General features: G+C 42.4%; 18 protein-coding genes. 14 read left to right on the forward strand and 4 right to left on the reverse strand.

Translation table 11 applies throughout. From position 1 onward, the window contains the following. Positions 1 to 77: 77 nt before the first annotated feature. Positions 78 to 2255 (forward strand): putative Ig domain-containing protein, encoded by a 2178-nt coding sequence (locus IMPJCBKJ_RS12440; protein WP_166340601.1) that lies wholly within the window; start codon positions 78 to 80, stop codon positions 2253 to 2255. A 34-nt stretch (positions 2256 to 2289) separates the two neighbouring features. Here IMPJCBKJ_RS12440 and IMPJCBKJ_RS12445 read toward each other — a convergent pair whose 3' ends face one another. Genes IMPJCBKJ_RS12445 through IMPJCBKJ_RS12455 form a run of 3 tightly spaced genes read right to left on the reverse strand, consistent with a single transcriptional unit; the run spans position 2290 to position 4598 of the window. Next, positions 2290 to 3477, reverse strand: a complete 1188-nt coding sequence (locus IMPJCBKJ_RS12445) for a VWA domain-containing protein (protein WP_054551134.1) — start codon at positions 3475 to 3477, stop codon at positions 2290 to 2292. A 1-nt stretch (position 3478) separates the two neighbouring features. After that, positions 3479 to 4327, reverse strand: a complete 849-nt coding sequence (locus tag IMPJCBKJ_RS12450; protein ID WP_138618538.1) for a MoxR family ATPase — start codon at positions 4325 to 4327, stop codon at positions 3479 to 3481. Between the two features lie 52 nt (positions 4328 to 4379). Further along, positions 4380 to 4598 carry a DUF1653 domain-containing protein gene (locus tag IMPJCBKJ_RS12455; RefSeq protein ID WP_138599734.1) on the reverse strand — a complete coding sequence of 73 codons (219 nt, stop codon included), beginning with the start codon at positions 4596 to 4598 and terminating at the stop codon, positions 4380 to 4382. 78 nt (positions 4599 to 4676) lie between these two features. On the opposite strand from IMPJCBKJ_RS12455, the gene IMPJCBKJ_RS12460 reads away from it, so the two are divergent. The 11 genes from IMPJCBKJ_RS12460 to rpoS are packed head-to-tail and all read left to right on the forward strand — an operon-like array spanning position 4677 to position 12253. Continuing rightward, positions 4677 to 5159, forward strand: a complete 483-nt coding sequence (locus IMPJCBKJ_RS12460) for a DUF2947 domain-containing protein (protein ID WP_138599731.1) — start codon at positions 4677 to 4679, stop codon at positions 5157 to 5159. Positions 5160 to 5218: 59 nt separating this feature from the next. Next, on the forward strand, positions 5219 to 5851 hold the full coding sequence (locus tag IMPJCBKJ_RS12465; protein WP_054560904.1) for a hypothetical protein: 633 nt from the start codon (positions 5219 to 5221) through the stop codon (positions 5849 to 5851). A gap of 22 nt (positions 5852 to 5873) precedes the next feature. After that, positions 5874 to 6164 (forward strand): cell division protein FtsB, encoded by a 291-nt coding sequence (gene ftsB, locus IMPJCBKJ_RS12470; protein WP_054551139.1) that lies wholly within the window; start codon positions 5874 to 5876, stop codon positions 6162 to 6164. After that, positions 6154 to 6855 carry a 2-C-methyl-D-erythritol 4-phosphate cytidylyltransferase gene (gene ispD / locus IMPJCBKJ_RS12475; RefSeq protein ID WP_054551140.1) on the forward strand — a complete coding sequence of 234 codons (702 nt, stop codon included), beginning with the start codon at positions 6154 to 6156 and terminating at the stop codon, positions 6853 to 6855. The genes ftsB and ispD overlap by 11 nt, the downstream gene beginning before the upstream one ends. Beyond that, positions 6852 to 7334, forward strand: coding sequence for a 2-C-methyl-D-erythritol 2,4-cyclodiphosphate synthase (gene ispF / locus IMPJCBKJ_RS12480; RefSeq protein ID WP_166340602.1), 483 nt, complete (start codon positions 6852 to 6854; stop codon positions 7332 to 7334). Before ispD ends, ispF begins: the two co-directional genes overlap by 4 nt. Further along, positions 7331 to 8359, forward strand: a complete 1029-nt coding sequence (locus tag IMPJCBKJ_RS12485) for a tRNA pseudouridine(13) synthase TruD (RefSeq protein WP_166340603.1) — start codon at positions 7331 to 7333, stop codon at positions 8357 to 8359. The genes ispF and IMPJCBKJ_RS12485 overlap by 4 nt, the downstream gene beginning before the upstream one ends. Further along, positions 8360 to 9124: a 5'/3'-nucleotidase SurE gene (gene surE, locus IMPJCBKJ_RS12490; protein WP_138599729.1), complete on the forward strand. Its 765-nt coding sequence runs from the start codon at positions 8360 to 8362 to the stop codon at positions 9122 to 9124. Continuing rightward, positions 9114 to 9752 carry a protein-L-isoaspartate(D-aspartate) O-methyltransferase gene (locus IMPJCBKJ_RS12495; RefSeq protein ID WP_054551144.1) on the forward strand — a complete coding sequence of 213 codons (639 nt, stop codon included), beginning with the start codon at positions 9114 to 9116 and terminating at the stop codon, positions 9750 to 9752. The genes surE and IMPJCBKJ_RS12495 overlap by 11 nt, the downstream gene beginning before the upstream one ends. Positions 9753 to 9763: 11 nt before the next feature. Further along, entirely contained in the window at positions 9764 to 10342 is a 579-nt protein-coding gene (locus tag IMPJCBKJ_RS12500; RefSeq protein ID WP_166340604.1) for a YqaA family protein, read from the forward strand. 42 nt (positions 10343 to 10384) lie between these two features. Continuing rightward, positions 10385 to 11209, forward strand: coding sequence for a peptidoglycan DD-metalloendopeptidase family protein (locus IMPJCBKJ_RS12505; RefSeq protein WP_166340605.1), 825 nt, complete (start codon positions 10385 to 10387; stop codon positions 11207 to 11209). 60 nt (positions 11210 to 11269) lie between these two features. Continuing rightward, positions 11270 to 12253, forward strand: a complete 984-nt coding sequence (gene rpoS, locus IMPJCBKJ_RS12510) for an RNA polymerase sigma factor RpoS (RefSeq protein WP_054551147.1) — start codon at positions 11270 to 11272, stop codon at positions 12251 to 12253. Between the two features lie 101 nt (positions 12254 to 12354). Here rpoS and mutS read toward each other — a convergent pair whose 3' ends face one another. Beyond that, positions 12355 to 14928 carry a DNA mismatch repair protein MutS gene (gene mutS, locus IMPJCBKJ_RS12515; RefSeq protein ID WP_138618548.1) on the reverse strand — a complete coding sequence of 858 codons (2574 nt, stop codon included), beginning with the start codon at positions 14926 to 14928 and terminating at the stop codon, positions 12355 to 12357. 21 nt (positions 14929 to 14949) lie between these two features. Here mutS and IMPJCBKJ_RS12520 point away from each other — a divergent pair, with 21 nt between their 5' ends. Both IMPJCBKJ_RS12520 and recA read left to right on the forward strand, forming a co-directional pair. After that, the gene (locus tag IMPJCBKJ_RS12520) at positions 14950 to 15447 is read left to right on the forward strand and encodes a nicotinamide-nucleotide amidohydrolase family protein (protein ID WP_138618550.1); all 498 of its coding nucleotides are present in this window, start codon (positions 14950 to 14952) and stop codon (positions 15445 to 15447) included. A 58-nt stretch (positions 15448 to 15505) separates the two neighbouring features. Next, positions 15506 to 16552 carry a recombinase RecA gene (gene recA / locus IMPJCBKJ_RS12525; RefSeq protein WP_054551150.1) on the forward strand — a complete coding sequence of 349 codons (1047 nt, stop codon included), beginning with the start codon at positions 15506 to 15508 and terminating at the stop codon, positions 16550 to 16552. Positions 16553 to 16676: the final 124 nt, after the last annotated feature.

Genomic DNA, 16676 nt, shown 5'->3' on the forward strand with positions numbered 1-16676 from the left:
TGTTTCTTATGTGTTGCCAAAAGTGGTACTTTTTGGTTAACATATGTTTCGATTTGTAACTATATAAGGAAATTCCTATGAAAAGGATATTTAAGCTCAAACCTTTTGTTATCGTACCCGCTTTTGCTTTTTTAACAGCATGTGGCTCATCAGACTCAAATGATGATAAAGATACATCATCTGGTAATTCTATCCCAACCATCACTTCAGAAGCAGTAACTACTGCAACTGAAGACGAAAACTATAGCTACACGGTTTTAGTTCAAGACGACGACTCTGAGTTAAGTTTTGCATTAGATACAGCACCTACAGGCATGACCATATCTCAAACGGGTAAGATTGAGTGGCTGCCTACAGAAGGCGTTTTAACTTCAGGTGAGGTGATCGTAAGTGTTAGTGATAATCACAACGATAAGGTGACTCAAATATTCGAAATTACGGTGACACCAGTCAATGATGCCCCTATGGTTGCTGATATCGAAGATCAGATTATCAAAAATGGTGAGTTATTTAATTACCAGCTTAATGTAACAGATCCTGATGATACTATTGAAGGTGGGATAAGTTTCACATTATTGTCTGGTCCTGAAGGCATGGCTGTTTCTGACACTGGCTTATTAAGCTATCAAGCCAATAATACTGAAACAACAGCATATAACGTAAATATTAAAATAAATGATGGCGGTGAAGATAATGCTAGTGCTGCAACCGCGTCTTTCAATCTTGATGCTCAATATTTTGTAGATGTTACTGCGCGAATTAAAGATTACTACACAGAAGATGCTATCTCTAACGCAACCGCATCGATAACAAATGGTAATGGTATATTGGCAACAGGAACTACCGATGGTAACGGTGAGGTATCTTTTTCAGTCCAAGATATAACAATTACTAACCATATGGTTATAACAAGTCATGCTAATGGTTATGCAGAAATGGCTGCACTATTAAACGAAACACGTTTATCTTTACCCACTGATATTTTATTGCAACCTATACATGCGCAAGTAACATTTGATCCCACCATTGCCAGCAACTTACAAGTAGAAGGTGCTGTGTTGGTTGAACTACCAGCGAATAGTTTAGTTAGAGCTGACAACTCGCTAGTAACGGGGCCTGTGAGCGCAGAGTTAACGATTATTAATCCTGCGGTTGATGTGTCTTTGATGCCGGGTGAAATGCTCACAACGGATGAGAATGGAGAAATAAAACCAATCGAATCATTTGGAGCTATAACTGTCACATTTGAAGATGAAAATGGTGAACCCCTAAATCTTGCTGAAAATAACCAAGCTATTATCAATATTCCTGCTGTAGGAGAGCTAGCGAGTACCGTGCCGCTTTACTATTACAATGAGCAGACAGGTTTATGGGTTAAAGAGGGTGAAGCCCAACTTGTTAACAGCGCAGAAGGTAATTTCTACACAGGTTCCGTTTCGCACTTTACTACTTGGAATGCCGACCGAATTTATGAAACGGTATTTATTCATGGTTGCTTAGAAGATAATAACCAAAATCGAATCGCGGGTGCTTTAGTGAACTCCCAAGGACGTGATTACATCGGGTCATCATCTGCTGTAACAGACGTTAACGGAGACTTTTCAATTCCTGTTAAGATGGACAGTACCGTCTTAATTTCATCAACTTCAGGTGGTTTGAGCCGCACATTCTCTGTCGAAACGAATTTAACCGATTTAACTCTTGATGAATGTATTGTGTTAGATGAAGTATTTACCAAAATTAAGCTTAACTGGGGGGCGACTCCATCGGATCTAGATTCTCATTTATGGGGCCCAACAGCGACAGAAGGTGAACAGTTCCATATTTATTTTGGTAGTGATACAGCGACTGTAAACGATATTATTATGTTTTTAGACGTTGATGACATAACAAGTTATGGCCCTGAGGTTATTTCAATCCCAGAATTTCCGCTACCTGGAACTTACACCTATAAAGTACACAATTATTCAAATACACCAGAGATTGACAGCACCACAGCAAAAGTAGAGCTTGTTATAAACAACCAACGCCGTGTGTTTACACCTCCGAGTAGTGGAGTCGAGGATTTGTGGTATGTATTTGATTTGGTTGTAAGTGAAACAGGGGCTGTTGAAATTGTCGAAGTGAATAAGTTTGAAGATGACTTAATTTTGTATACTTCAGCGCAAAATCGTCAGTTTTCAACTCAGAGAAAAGCTCAGCCTTATGAGCAAATGTTCAAAAAGTTAGTTAGTGGTAAGTATTACGCAAAATAACTAATAATAAGCCTCAATAGGTACTTGAGGCTTATTAACTCAACTCCCTAATCGCATTACTAATCCCATCTAGCGTGAGTGGGTACATGCGGTTATCCATTAACTGCTTTATAAAATCAATTGATTGATAATAGCGCCAGTGTTCAACGGGCTGTGGGTTGAGCCAAGCGACTTTATCAAAGTGATTGGTTATGCGGTTTAACCAAGCGCTACCGGGCTCTTCATTCCAATGCTCAACGCTGCCACCGGGGTAGGCGATTTCGTAAGGGCCCATGGTGGCATCGCCAACAAAGATCACCTTGTAGTCGCTGGTGAACTTGTTAATCAAGGTCATGGTATCAATGACGTTTGAGTGACGACGCTCGTTGTCTTGCCAAACATGCTCATATAAACAGTTATGAAAATAGTAAAACTCAAGGTGTTTAAACTCGCTGTGGGCGGCGCTAAATAGCTCTTCGCAGGTATGAATGTAATCATCCATTGAACCGCCGATATCAAACAACATCAATACTTTTACCGCATTATGGCGCTCTGGTGCCATTTTCACATCGAGCATGCCGCCTTGTTTTGCGGTTGCGCGGATGGTTTCGGTTAAATCGAGAGTGTCGCTGGCGCCAGTACGGGCAAATTTACGCAGTTTTTTTAGAGCGAGTTTAATGGTGCGCGAGCCGATTTCACGGTCACTATCAAGGTTTCGGTAGCTGCGCTTATCCCACACTTTTACCGCACGGCGATGTCGGTTACCGTCTTGACCAATGCGCACACCTTCAGGGTTATACCCATAGGCGCCAAATGGTGAAGTGCCACCGGTACCCACCCACTTATTACCCCCAGCATGGCGTTTTTGCTGCTCTTCAAGGCGTTGCTTGAGGGTTTCCATGAGTTTATCAAGGCCGCCCATGGCTTGTAATTGCGCTTTTTCTTCTTCGCTTAAGTGCTTTTCAAACTCTTTGCGTAGCCAATCATCAGGCAAGGCATGTTGCTGTTTTAAGCTTTCGAGCAGATCAAGGTCGGCCACGCCACTAAAGTAATCTGCAAAGGCTTTATCAAAACGATCAAAGTGGGTTTCATCTTTAACCATGATGGTACGCGCTAAATAATAAAACGCGTCAACGTCAGCAAAAATAACCCCTTGCTTGAGCGCATTGATCAAATCAAGTAGCTCTCGCAAACTAACTGGTAAGCGGTATTCGCGAAGCTTAAAGAAAAACGCAATTAACATCTTAACGTCGGCTCATAAACGCAAGTTTTTCGATTAAGCTAATGTCTTGCTCGTTCTTTAATAACGCGCCAAACATGGGCATTAGGCCGCCTTTTTGGCTTTTATCATGCAGTGTTTTAGCATCAATGTCTTCGGCCATTAGTAGCTTTAACCAATCGAGTAATTCGCTGGTTGATGGCTTTTTCTTAATGCCGTTTACGTCACGTAGATTAAAGAACACCTCAAGTGCTTGGCGAACTAAATCTTGTTTAACATGCGGGTGATGCACATCGATAATTTGTGCCATTTCTTCACTACTTGGAAAATCAATGTAATGGAAAAAACAACGACGTAAAAAGGCGTCTGGCAGCTCTTTTTCGTTATTTGACGTGATGATTACAATCGGGCGTTGCTTTGCAACAACGCGCTCGCCAGTCTCATAAACATGAAACTCCATTTTATCGAGCTCTAATAGCAAGTCGTTGGGAAATTCAATATCGGCTTTGTCTATTTCATCAATCAATAGCACAGGGCGCTTGTTATGTTGCTCACCATAGGTAAAGGCTTGCCATAATTTCCCTTTTACAATGTAGTTGCTGATATCGTGCACACGCTCATCACCTAACTGGCTGTCGCGAAGACGAGATACCGCATCATATTCATACAGGCCTTGCTGCGCTTTAGTGGTTGATTTGATATGCCATTGAATTAGCGTAGTGTCTAAGCTTTTTGCAAGTTCCTCGGCCAGCATAGTTTTACCTGTGCCGGGTTCACCTTTTATAAGCAGGGGTTTTTCAAGCAAGATCGCTGCGTTAACCGCTTGTTTTAATGAGTTACTGGCAATGTAGTTATCGGTTGAATTAAAAAGCACGATGTCACCTTATCTGGTCTGAGCAGTGATTAATAACGTCATGATGCCACAGTTAGTCGGCGTCTGAAAGGTATGCAAAACGCGGTACCGTTTTGCCCTCTACAGTAACTACTTCTGTAAACATACTAAGTGGGCGTGCCCACATACCAAATTCGCCGTATAGCGCTTGATAAATTACCAGTGGCTCATTCGTTTCGCTGTGGGTAGCAATATATTCAACTTTGTATTTTGGGCCTTTGTAATGTTGGTAAATACCGGGTTTGATTGTCATGTGTTTATCTCGCATCTTGGAGTCATTTGGGTATAATTGCAGTTTGCACATTTTACGCTGAAACAAACTGCCTAAACTATGAATTATATTTCGTTAGATGAATACAAAAAAGCCTGGGTTTTTCGTCATAAAGATATGCCGATAAGCAGCGAAGACGCAGCACAAATTAAACCAATGAGCGCTGAACGCGCTGCGGTCTTATGGACTACTATGGTGAGCCGCGAACATGATCACCCTGACTTTTTTGATAAAACAGATTGGTGCGGCAAAGACGACAGCTTTTCAGAGACCATTAACTGGGAAAACGCATGGGAAGCGGGCGACGAGCAGTTACCTGAAGAAATCCTAAACCACTTAGCGTGGGAAGCTAATACCACTGTTTATTTTTGTATGGCTCGCGATAATATCATTGAAACCAGCTTTGCCGTTTTCAAGCGTTGTTGGCAAAACTTTATGTTTTTAGCTGATGGTAGTTTGTTGTTAGGTAAAAAGCGTGATGCAGTAGTGCAGTTTTTAGAAACTGGTAACGCAAAGTTGGGTAAAAAAGGCGCAGTAAAGTAGCGCTCAATAAACGCTCTATGCTATAAAACAGTCAAGCAATTGTTTTATAAGAGCGCGCATTGTCTAAACCAACTTCACAGAGCGAACACTCGCAACAAGCCGAAATTTGGCAAACTGATGCCGAACGTGCTTTGTATGCGCAGTTATGTAATGCATTTTATGCTCGTGAGATCCCGCGTTTAGTCGATGAACCTGATACTGCAAGGCTTAAACGCTTATTAGCAAGTTTGCCTTACTATATTGAGCGTTTAGCCATGCGTATAGTTAGTGGCGATGCACCATTACAGCTTGATTCACAAAATGGCAGTTGGCTTGAAAAACAAAAAACAACGCCACCTGTTTATAATAAAAAAGACTCAAAAGACTTTTATAGTCAACATGCTAAGCGCGGGTTAATTGTTCCCGTGCTAATTAATGACGAGCAATGTACAACTGTGCGCATAGACAGCTTAGATCAAGTAAGCGACAATAAGGTACATTGCAACGAGCTTGGTTGGTTTGATACTTCAGGTGAATCGCTAGAAAACACGCATATTCAACTGCTTAAGCCTGCAAAGGCAGTGATGGCGGCGGCGTGTTGCGGTCATCAATGGCAATTTAATAAACGCATCACACCTAAGCGTTTGTCATTAAGAGAAATGCTACTAGCAAGCAATATAAATTGGCGTAATTTAAAACGCCCTTTGACTTAATTTAACCGCGAAGGAGTGTTCAATGCGGGTTTTTCAATTCGCCTTGTTATGTTTGGCTTTATTTCTGCAATACCGTTTATGGTTTGGTCATAATGGTGTGCAAGATTACACTCGTCTGAAACAAGCGGTTACCTCTCATCAAGACACTAACGCGAAATTATTAAAGCGCAATACTGTACTTAAAGCAGATATAAAAGATCTAAAGCTTGGTCAAGAAGGTATCGAAGAGCGCGCGCGTAATGAATTAGGAATGATTAAACCTGGCGAAACCTTTATTCGCGTTTTGCCGGGCCAACAACAAAATGAAAATTAAGCAAACTATAACCGCCATTGTTCCCGCTGCGGGGGTAGGGAGTCGAATGCAGCATTCGGCGCCAAAGCAGTATATTGAACTGGCGGGTAAAACTATTTTAGAACACACCCTGAGTAAACTTGCAGAACTTAACGAATTAAACACCATCAAAGTAGCAATTAGCGATGATGACGGCTACTTTGCTGATTTACCACACATAGATAAGCGTATTGAGCGTGTGAGTGGTGGTAAAGAGCGCGCTGATTCAGTGCTTAACGCCTTGCTATCACTTGCAGATAATCCACCTGATTGGGTACTTGTGCACGATGCGGCAAGGCCGTTAGTGTGTTTGGCTGATATCCAGCGTTTAATGACAGAATGCATCGCTGCCAATGAAGGCGGTATCTTAGCGTCAAAAGTAAAAGACACCATTAAGCGCGGTCATACCCACAGTGAGCAAACAGTGCCTCGTGATGATTTATGGCAGGCACTCACTCCTCAGTTTTTCCCTTATCAAGCGCTGACTAATGCGCTATCAAGTGCCCTTAAAAATGGTGTGACTATCACTGATGAGGCATCGGCAATTGAATGGGCTAAGCAGCCTGTTAAGCTGGTTGCTGGTCGCAGTGACAACATTAAAATCACCACCCCAGAAGATTTAGATTTAGCAGCATTTTTACTGCAAAAACAACAAAACGAGAGTACCTCATGATTCGAATTGGCCATGGCTTTGATGTACACAAATTTGGCGGCGAAGGCCCGTTGGTGATTTGTGGTGAAAAAATTGATTACCCACAAGGCTTTTTAGCACATTCAGATGGTGATGTTGCTATTCACGCATTGTGTGATGCCATTTTAGGCGCATTGGCAATGGGTGATATTGGTAAGCATTTTCCAGACACTGCGAGCGAATACGAAAATATTGATAGCCGAATTTTACTACGCCACGTAGTTGGGCTTGCTAAAAAGCAAGGCTATGTACTTGGTAATGCCGATGTGACGATTGTTGCGCAAGCACCAAAAATGTTGCCGCACATTCAAGCAATGCGTGAAAACTTATGCCAAGACCTTGAAGCTGATATTTCTCAAGTGAATGTGAAAGCGACAACTACTGAGAAGCTTGGGTTTGAAGGCCGCAAAGAAGGTATTTCAAGCCACGCAGTGGTGATTATGAGCAAACAAAGCGCATGAGTGATTTAAACTACCTTTACGGTAAACCCCTTTCTAAGGCTGACTTTAAAACTCACGCCGAAGACTTCATGGTTGATGAAGACTTAGGTATTGAGTTTACCGGTTCTGGTGAGCATGTTTGCTTGCAGGTTGTAAAAAAAGGCGAAAATACTCAGTTTATTGCTAAACGCATTGCCGAAAAAGCGGGGGTATCACCTCGTGACGTAAGTTATGCGGGCTTAAAAGACCGTCATGGCGTGTGTACACAATGGTTTAGTGTTCCCGTGCCAATTAAAAAACACATAGAATTTAGTGAGTTGAATAACGAGCAGTTTTTTGTGGTATCGCAACAGCGTCATAATCGTAAGCTCAGAACTGGCTGCCATAGAGGCAATCGCTTTACCATTATGTTACGCAACGTGACTGAGCCGCTGGATATTTTGTGCCGTATCAACGCGGTGCGCGCTGGTGTGCCTAATTACTTTGGTGAGCAGCGCTTTGGGCATGGTGGTCACAACCTTGAAATGGCAAAGCGCATGTTTGCCGGAGAGCGTATCCGCGATAAAAAATTGCGTGGCTTAGTTATCTCAGCTGCACGCTCTTATGTGTTTAATGAAATCGTGAGCATGCGCGTTGCAGAGCATGGCCTTGCAAAAACAATGCACCGCGAAGTGTTTATGCTCAGCGGCAGTAATGCATTTTTTGAAGACAATATTAGTGATGACAATATTGCCCGCCTAGCGTCTGGTGATATTGTGATGTCAGCTCCTATGGTTGGTAAAGGCGAAAAAGGCCTAACCGAAACTGAAAAAGAGTGGCTCGAGCCTTATCAGTCTTGGATAGAGGGTCTTAGCGAACTTGGCCTTAAGAATGAGCGTAGAATGTTACGACTGATCCCAGACTCATTAGCCGTTGAAACGATAGATGAAACGACCTTAAAGTTAAGCTTTGGTTTACCAAAAGGGTGTTTTGCTACTGCCTTACTGCGTGAGTTGGTGGACTATCAAGATGCAAGCCCCAGAGAACAAAAACAAAAGGATGCGTAAATGAAAATCTTATTGAGCAATGATGATGGCGTACATGCTAAAGGGATTGCGGTTTTGTATCATGCATTAACGCAAATTGCAGATGTGACCTTAGTGGCGCCAGATCGCAATTGCAGTGGCGCAAGTAATTCATTAACGTTAATGAATCCGCTGCGTGCAACTACCCTTGATAATGGTTTCATTTCAATTAATGGCACGCCGACTGACTGTGTGCACTTAGGGGTTAACGAGTTAACCGAGCAGCAGCCAGATCTCGTGGTAGCCGGAATAAACCACGGCGCAAATCTAGGTGATGACACCTTGTATTCAGGTACTGTTGCCGCCGCCACTGAAGGTCGCCACTTAGGACTTCCTGCCATTGCTGTGTCGTTATGCTCTAAAGAAGGAAATCACTTTGAAACTGCAGCTGCGATTGCGGTGAGTATTATCAAAGAGTTGGCATCGCACCCATTACCGAAAGATCAAATCATCAACTTAAACGTGCCAGATATTCCACTTACTGAGCTAAAAGGAGTTAAGGTAACCCGTTTAGGTTCGCGCCATAAAGCTGAAACCATGACGAAACAACAAGACCCATGGGGCCGTGACATTTATTGGTATGGTACCCTTGGTGCTGAAAGTGATGCAGGTGAAGGCACTGATTTTTACGCCATAAATAATGGTTACGCATCAGTGACCCCGCTTAGTGTTGATATGACAGCGAAAGAAAGTTTACAAGCAGTCGATAGCTGGTTAGCAAATATGGAGATTAATAGTGCTGACTAATTATAATCGCAGCGCACTGGCATTAGCAGAGTTATTGAAACGCGAAGGTGTAGAAGACAGCACTGTGCTTGAAGCGATAGCCTCAACACCCAGACACATTTTTATCGATGATGTTTTACAGCACAAAGCTTATCAAAATACCGCATTGCCAATTGGTCAAGGACAAACGATTTCGCAGCCTTATATTGTCGCACGTATGACTGAGCTACTTCGCTTAGCGGGCGTACGTGATAAAGTGCTCGAAATTGGCACAGGGTCTGGCTACCAAACGGCAATACTGGCAAAAACGTTCACTAAAGTGTGCTCGGTAGAGCGTATAAAAGCACTACAGTGGCAAGCAAAACGCCGTTTGCACAAACTCGATTTATATAATGTCACCATGAAACATGGTGATGGTTGGCAAGGCTGGCAATCACAAGCGCCGTTTGAGGGGATTATTGTTACAGCTGCAGCCGCCACTATGCCACAAGGGTTACTTGCTCAATTGGCTGATGGGGGCGTTATGATTGCACCTATCGGTGAGCAAGATCAGCAATTAATGATGGTCGTTAGAAATGGCGATACTTTCACAGAACATAAAGTCGCACCAGTAAGATTTGTACCTTTGGTACCTGGTGATATTGAATAGGACGTTAAACTTTGAAGTTGTTTACTAAGTTATATGATATGGCACTGGTATGGGCTAAACATCGCCATGCAGAGTGTTATTTAGCAGGGATGAGTTTTGCTGAATCTGTTTTTTTTCCGGTACCACCGGATGTCATGCTAGCACCTATGTCACTTGCTCAACCAGATAAAGCATGGCGTTTTGCCAGCTTTACGACGATTGCTTCAGTGATTGGTGGTATTTTAGGTTACTTACTTGGCTTTTGGTTATTCGAACCAGTAGTTGAACCGTTGATTGCGCAAATGGGTTGGCAAGCCAAATTTGACACAGCGCTAAGTTGGTTTGAAAACTATGGTGTATGGGTGGTGTTTTTAGCGGGCTTCTCTCCTATACCTTATAAGGTTTTCACCATAGGTGCAGGTTTGATGCAAATGGCATTCTTGCCGTTTTTAATTGCCTCGGCAATAGGTCGTGGCGCGCGTTTCTTCTTAGTGTCGGCTTTAATGAAGTGGGGCGGCGTTAAAATGGAGCAAAAATTACGTCAATATGTTGAAGCGCTTGGCTGGGGATTAGTTGTTTTAGTTGTGGTTGCGTACTTTTTACTACGATAACCCGCAAAACCATTAAACTAGTACGATAAGGAGCATTTTACGATGAGCAGGCAGTTAACAGTCTATGTTACTTTGTTTCTTAGTATTTTGCTCTTTGGTTGTACTTCTCGCGAAGCGCCAGCACCGGTGAGTAGTTTAGACAATAAAGTTAAACCCGCCACACGCAAAGTTAATATCTCAGGTTCAAAATATGTAGTTAAAAAAGGTGATACATTGTATTCAATTGCCTTTAGTGCTCAGCAAGATTTTCGAACCCTCGCAAAAATAAACGATATTCCAGCACCTTATACCATCTTCCCTGGGCAGAATATTTCGCTCATAAAATCGGCACAAAAACAAAAAAAGACGAAAAAATATACGAATTCGAGTAAAAAGTCTACTGTTTCTATACAAAAAAATAACAAAAAATTAAAGAAAGAGCTTGATCAGCCAAAACAACGAGAGTATGTTCAGAAACAAGCCAACAAAATAATTAGTGAAAAAAAACGTAATTCTAATGCAAAAGTTGTATGGAACTGGCCTGCTAAAGGTAAAGTAACGCAACGCTTCTCTAATAAAGAGAACGGCTTTAAAGGGTTACAGATCACTAATAAACAAGGGGCTTCTGTTGTAGCTGCTGCACATGGAACTGTGGTATACGCGGGCAACGCATTGAGGGGGTATGGTAATTTAATCATTTTGAAACACAATGATGATTACCTAAGTGCTTACGCGCACAATTCAAAGTTGCTTGTAAAGGAAAAACAGGAAGTAAAGGCGGGGCAGAAAATAGCAGAAATGGGCAGTTCAGACTCTACGGTTACGGCTTTGAGATTTGAAATTCGTTATCGGGGTCAAGCAGTCAATCCTGCTAAGTATCTACCTTAGCCATTTAGGGTATTGATAAAGTGATTTAGCTCAATCACATATTTGCTCGGGAGGACGCTTATGGGTCACACAGCAAAACTTGAGAAAAAAACTGACGCGATTGACGATAAATTTGATGACACGGTAGTCGAAGAAGAGTCTTCTGAATTACTTGAAGAAGTCGACAACGAAGATGAAATTTTTGCAAAAGAAGAAGTTGCCAAGAATTTAGATGCTACACAGCTGTATCTTGGTGAGATTGGTTTTTCTCCGCTGTTAAGCGCAGAAGAAGAAGTCTATTTTGCTCGAAAAGCACTGAAAGGCTGTGAAGCCTCTCGCAAGCGAATGATTGAAAGTAATTTACGTTTAGTGGTGAAAATTGCCCGCCGCTATAACAACCGAGGCCTTGCGCTACTAGACCTTATTGAAGAAGGTAATTTAGGCCTTATCAGAGCCGTTGAGAAATTTGACCCAGAACGTGGTTTTCGTTTTTCAACTTATGCAACTTGGTGGATACGTCAAACCATTGAACGTGCCATCATGAACCAAACACGTACGATTCGTTTACCTATTCATGTGGTCAAAGAGCTTAATGTTTATTTAAGAACAGCCCGTGAATTAACGCAGAAACTTGACCATGAACCAACCGCAGAAGAAATTGCAGAGTGCTTAGATAAGCCGGTTGAAGATGTCACTAAGATGCTGCGTTTAAACGAAAAAATCACCTCGGTGGATACACCTATCGGTGGTGAAAATGACAAAGCGTTATTAGATATTATCGCCGATGAGAAAGACTACGGTCCAGAAGGCGAAGTACAAAACAATGACATCAACAAGCACATTGTTGATTGGCTTGGAGAGTTAAACCCGAAACAGCGTGAAGTACTTGCTCGTCGTTTTGGTTTACTGGGCTATGAGCCATCAACCCTTGAAGATGTTGGTCGTGAAATTGGCTTAACACGTGAACGTGTAAGACAAATTCAAGTGGAAGCATTACGTCGCTTAAAAGACATTTTGCAACACGAAGGTTTAAGTACAGATAGCCTATTCGACCAATTCACCTGATTTGACAACAATGTATACCTGATCAAGGGTATCGAACCCACGGGTTCAGAACACACAAAAAAGCTGACGTTACGTCAGCTTTTTTTATATCCACTCAAAATTTAAAGTAAATCTTTTAATTGATACAGTAGTTGGTGTGCTTGTCTTGGCGTTAGGCTATCTGGATCAAGCTGTTTTAAGGTTAATTCAAGCTCTGAAGGTTCATCATCAAAACTTAATGTTTGCTGTTGTTGCTCAATAGGGGCAGTAACAGGTTGATGATTCTCAAGCATTTTAAGCTTTTGTTTTGCTTGTTGGATAACCGCTTTTGGTACACCAGCCAAAGCAGCAACTTGTAAACCAAAGCTCTTGCTTGCTGCGCCTTCAAGCACGGTATGCATAAAGGCAATGGTGTCGTTATGCTCAATGGCATCGAGGTGCACATTAACCAGCCCCGTTTTTTGCTCGGCCAGTTCGGTTAGCTCAAAATAGTGGGTTGCAAACAAAGTTTTAGCAGCAATTTTTGATGCTAAATAATCAGCCGTTGCATAGGCAAGCGATAAACCATCATAAGTTGAAGTACCGCGACCAATTTCATCCATCAGTACCAGTGATTGCGCTGTGGCGTTATTTAAAATTGTTGCCGTTTCGGTCATTTCAACCATGAAGGTTGAGCGCCCTGATGCTAGGTCATCACTTGCGCCAATACGCGTAAAAATACGGTCAATATTACCAATTTCTGCACTATCAGCAGGAACGTAACAACCAATGTGAGCCATCAAAACAATAAGTGCGGTTTGGCGCATATAGGTCGATTTACCACCCATATTTGGACCTGTGATAATCAACATTTTACGGTCGTTATTAAGCTCTACTGGGTTGGCAATAAACGGGTCTTTCATTACCTGTTCTACCACTGGGTGGCGACCTTGTTTAATGCTGATATTATCGTTATCGCACAGTGTTGGCTTAGCATAATTAAGCGCTTGCGCACGTTCGGCTAAATTGTTCAGTACATCTAAATCTGCTAAAACAGCTGCCATTGTTTGTAACTGCTCAATGTGCGGAGCAATAAACTCAAAGAGTTGCTCGTAAAGCTGTTTTTCAAGTGCTAGCGCTTTTGACTGGCTACCAAGTACTTTATCTTCGTGCTCTTTAAGCTCAGGGATAATATAGCGCTCATTATTTTTTAGCGTTTGACGGCGAATATAATCGGCAGGAACCAAGTGCGAGTTAGCGCGACTTACTTCAATAAAAAAGCCATGCACCTTGTTATAGCCAATTTTTAAAGTGCTAATGCCTGTGCGTTCACGCTCACGTTCTTCAAGCTTTTCGAGAATATCGGTTGCGCCTTGGCTTAGGGCACGCCATTCATCAAGCTCACTGTTATAGCCCGGGGCAATAACACCTCCATCACGAATAAGCACCGGTGGGGTTTCGATGACAGCACGTTCTAGTAAGTCTTGTAGCTCAGGTAATTGCTGTGATTGCGCTATTATTTGACTAATACGCGGATCGTTGGCGTCCAGAAGTAATTCGTGTAATGGTGCCAGAGCTTGCAGTGCGCTACGCAGGCGCGTTAAATCACGCGGGCGTGCTGTGCAAAGCGCTAAACGGGCGATAACACGCTCAATGTCGCCAATTTGCTTTAATGACTCTTGTAGCTCACCACATAATTGCGCATCGATAATTGCACTAATAGCGTTTAGTCGAGAGTTGAGCTCTGTTTTGCTGCGCACTGGTGTATGAATACGACGCTTTAATAAGCGTGAACCCATCGCAGTCGCTGTTTTATCAAGTACTTGCGCAAGCGTGTTTTCGTAGCCGCCTGATAAATTAACTGTTAGTTCAAGGTTTTTACGGGTTGCGGCATCTAAGATCACCGCGTGTTCGTTTTGCTCAAGGGTAATCGCACGAATATGCGGCAGGGCAATACGTTGAGTGTCTTTTACATATTGCATTAAGCAGCCCGCAGCCACCAAAGCAGCGTGTGCTTTGTCTACACCAAAACCAACTAAATCTTTGGTGCCAAATTGGTCGCAAAGTAAATGCTGTGCAGTATCTAAATCAAATTCCCATTCTGGGCGACGACGTGCGCCTTTGATATGTTCAATTAAATGCACATTTGCAAATGTTTCACTATAGAGCAGCTCAGCAGGGGCTAAACGTTGTAATGTTGAGCTAAATGCTTCATCAGTATTTACTTCTAACACATTGAATCTGCCAGAGTTAATATCTAAATAAGCAATACCATATAAGCCTTGTTTACTTTGCCAAACGCTGGTTAGCAAGTTGTCTTGGCGTTCTTGTAATAACGCTTCGTCAGAAATAGTGCCCGGTGTAACAATGCGCACAACTTTACGCTCAACAGGGCCTTTGCTAGTAGCTGGGTCGCCAACTTGTTCACAAATAGCCACCGACTCACCCATTTGTACAAGGCGAGCTAAGTAGTTCTCTACGGCGTGATAAGGCACACCTGCCATTGGAATGGGATCGCCACCGGCTTTACCTCGGTGGGTTTGAGAAATATCAAGAAGTTGTGCTGCACGCTTGGCATCATCAAAGAAAAGTTCATAAAAGTCGCCCATACGATAAAACAATAAAATATCCCGATGCTCGGCTTTTATTTTTAGATACTGCTGCATCATAGGGGTTTGTTGTTTTATAGTGTGCGGTGCATAAAGATCAAACGACATGTATTTACCCAAAGGCTGAATATGGAATTACATCAAGAGATTAAAACACTTGCTGCGAAATTAGGAGCTATTTTAACGGATAAACGCTTATGGATCACTACCGCAGAATCATGCACTGGCGGTGGAGTGAGTTATGCGCTTACCGATACCCCAGGCAGTTCTAATTATATTGACCGAGCGTTTGTTACTTATAGTAACCAAGCAAAACATGAGCTCATTGGCGTTAGCGAGCAAACCTTAAACAGCTTTGGTGCGGTGAGTGAACAAACCGTTGTTGAAATGGCATCGGGGGCGGCAAAAGCTGCAAACGCCGATATTGCAATAGCTATTTCGGGGATAGCAGGCCCAGGTGGTGGAACACTGGATAAACCTGTGGGATTAGTGTGGTTTTGTATTCATTTGGCTGGTCAAAACTACTCAAGCAAACAGGTTTTCGCTGGTGATAGAGCTGAAGTTAGACTGCAAGCTATTGTTTATTCATTAAAAAACATAATTGAATTGATAAAATCTGAAAATTAGCTTGATACTGTGATTTCATACAGTATACTGTCTGCATTAGCCGGATTTGGAGAACAGAATGAACGATAACAAACAAAAAGCCTTAGACGCTGCTTTATCACAAATTGAGCGTCAATTTGGTAAAGGCTCAATTATGAAACTGGGCGACAACAAAGCCCTAGATATTGAAGCAATCTCAACAGGTTCACTTGGTATCGATATCGCACTAGGTATTGGTGGTTTACCTACAGGCCGTATTGTTGAAGTGTATGGTCCTGAATCATCAGGTAAAACAACACTTACTTTACAAGTTATCGCTGAAGCTCAAAAGCAAGGTAAAACGTGTGCATTCGTAGATGCTGAGCACGCTCTAGATCCTGTATACGCACAAAAATTGGGCGTAAACATTGATGACTTACTTGTTTCTCAGCCAGACACGGGTGAGCAAGCATTAGAAATCTGTGACATGTTAGTTCGTTCAAGTGCTGTTGATGTTGTGATTGTTGACTCGGTAGCAGCTTTAACACCTAAAGCTGAAATCGAAGGTGACATGGGTGACTCACACATGGGTCTACAAGCTCGCTTAATGTCACAAGCTTTACGTAAGCTTACAGGTAACATCAAGCGTTCAAACACACTATGTATTTTCATCAACCAAATCCGTATGAAAATTGGTGTTATGTTTGGTAACCCTGAAACAACAACAGGCGGTAACGCACTTAAATTCTACGCTTCAGTACGTATCGATATTCGTCGTATTGGTTCAGTGAAAGAAGGCGATGAGGTTGTTGGTAACGAAACCCGCGTTAAAGTTGTTAAAAACAAGGTTGCTCCGCCGTTTAAACAAGCTGAGTTCATCATCATGTATGGCGAAGGCATTTCTAAACAAGGCGAACTAATCGATCTAGGCGTTAAGCATAAGATTGTTGAAAAATCAGGTGCTTGGTACAGCTACAATGGCAGCAAAGTTGGTCAAGGTAAAGCAAACTCAATTAAGTTCTTAAAAGACAACCCAGAGATCGCAGATGAGATCGAAGGTAAGTTACGTGAGATGCTATTACTTCAAGCAACTGTGCAACCAGAAGATGGTGAAGATGCAGGCCTATTAGCTGAAGACGAGCTATAAACACCGCAAAAGAGTATAGTTAAGCGTGATTTGACCCGCACTTAACACAAAAAGACCGCTACACAGTTAGCGGTTTTTTTATGGTTGCTTGTAGTTGCGATTTTATATCGCGTTTAATTGCAGA

The organism is Pseudoalteromonas sp. MB47, from assembly GCF_011319765.1.
Taxonomy (GTDB): domain Bacteria; phylum Pseudomonadota; class Gammaproteobacteria; order Enterobacterales; family Alteromonadaceae; genus Pseudoalteromonas; species Pseudoalteromonas simplex.

Coding starts and splice junctions, on each gene's coding strand:
- IMPJCBKJ_RS12440 (WP_166340601.1), top strand. CDS start 78: ATGAAAAGGATATTTAAGCTCAAACCTTTTGTTATCGTACCCGCTTTT.
- IMPJCBKJ_RS12445 (WP_054551134.1), bottom strand. CDS start 3,477: ATGTTAATTGCGTTTTTCTTTAAGCTTCGCGAATACCGCTTACCAGTT.
- IMPJCBKJ_RS12455 (WP_138599734.1), bottom strand. CDS start 4,598: ATGACAATCAAACCCGGTATTTACCAACATTACAAAGGCCCAAAATAC.
- IMPJCBKJ_RS12460 (WP_138599731.1), top strand. CDS start 4,677: ATGAATTATATTTCGTTAGATGAATACAAAAAAGCCTGGGTTTTTCGT.
- ftsB (WP_054551139.1), top strand. CDS start 5,874: ATGCGGGTTTTTCAATTCGCCTTGTTATGTTTGGCTTTATTTCTGCAA.
- ispD (WP_054551140.1), top strand. CDS start 6,154: ATGAAAATTAAGCAAACTATAACCGCCATTGTTCCCGCTGCGGGGGTA.
- ispF (WP_166340602.1), top strand. CDS start 6,852: ATGATTCGAATTGGCCATGGCTTTGATGTACACAAATTTGGCGGCGAA.
- IMPJCBKJ_RS12485 (WP_166340603.1), top strand. CDS start 7,331: ATGAGTGATTTAAACTACCTTTACGGTAAACCCCTTTCTAAGGCTGAC.
- surE (WP_138599729.1), top strand. CDS start 8,360: ATGAAAATCTTATTGAGCAATGATGATGGCGTACATGCTAAAGGGATT.
- IMPJCBKJ_RS12505 (WP_166340605.1), top strand. CDS start 10,385: ATGAGCAGGCAGTTAACAGTCTATGTTACTTTGTTTCTTAGTATTTTG.
- rpoS (WP_054551147.1), top strand. CDS start 11,270: ATGGGTCACACAGCAAAACTTGAGAAAAAAACTGACGCGATTGACGAT.
- mutS (WP_138618548.1), bottom strand. CDS start 14,928: ATGTCGTTTGATCTTTATGCACCGCACACTATAAAACAACAAACCCCT.
- IMPJCBKJ_RS12520 (WP_138618550.1), top strand. CDS start 14,950: ATGGAATTACATCAAGAGATTAAAACACTTGCTGCGAAATTAGGAGCT.
- recA (WP_054551150.1), top strand. CDS start 15,506: ATGAACGATAACAAACAAAAAGCCTTAGACGCTGCTTTATCACAAATT.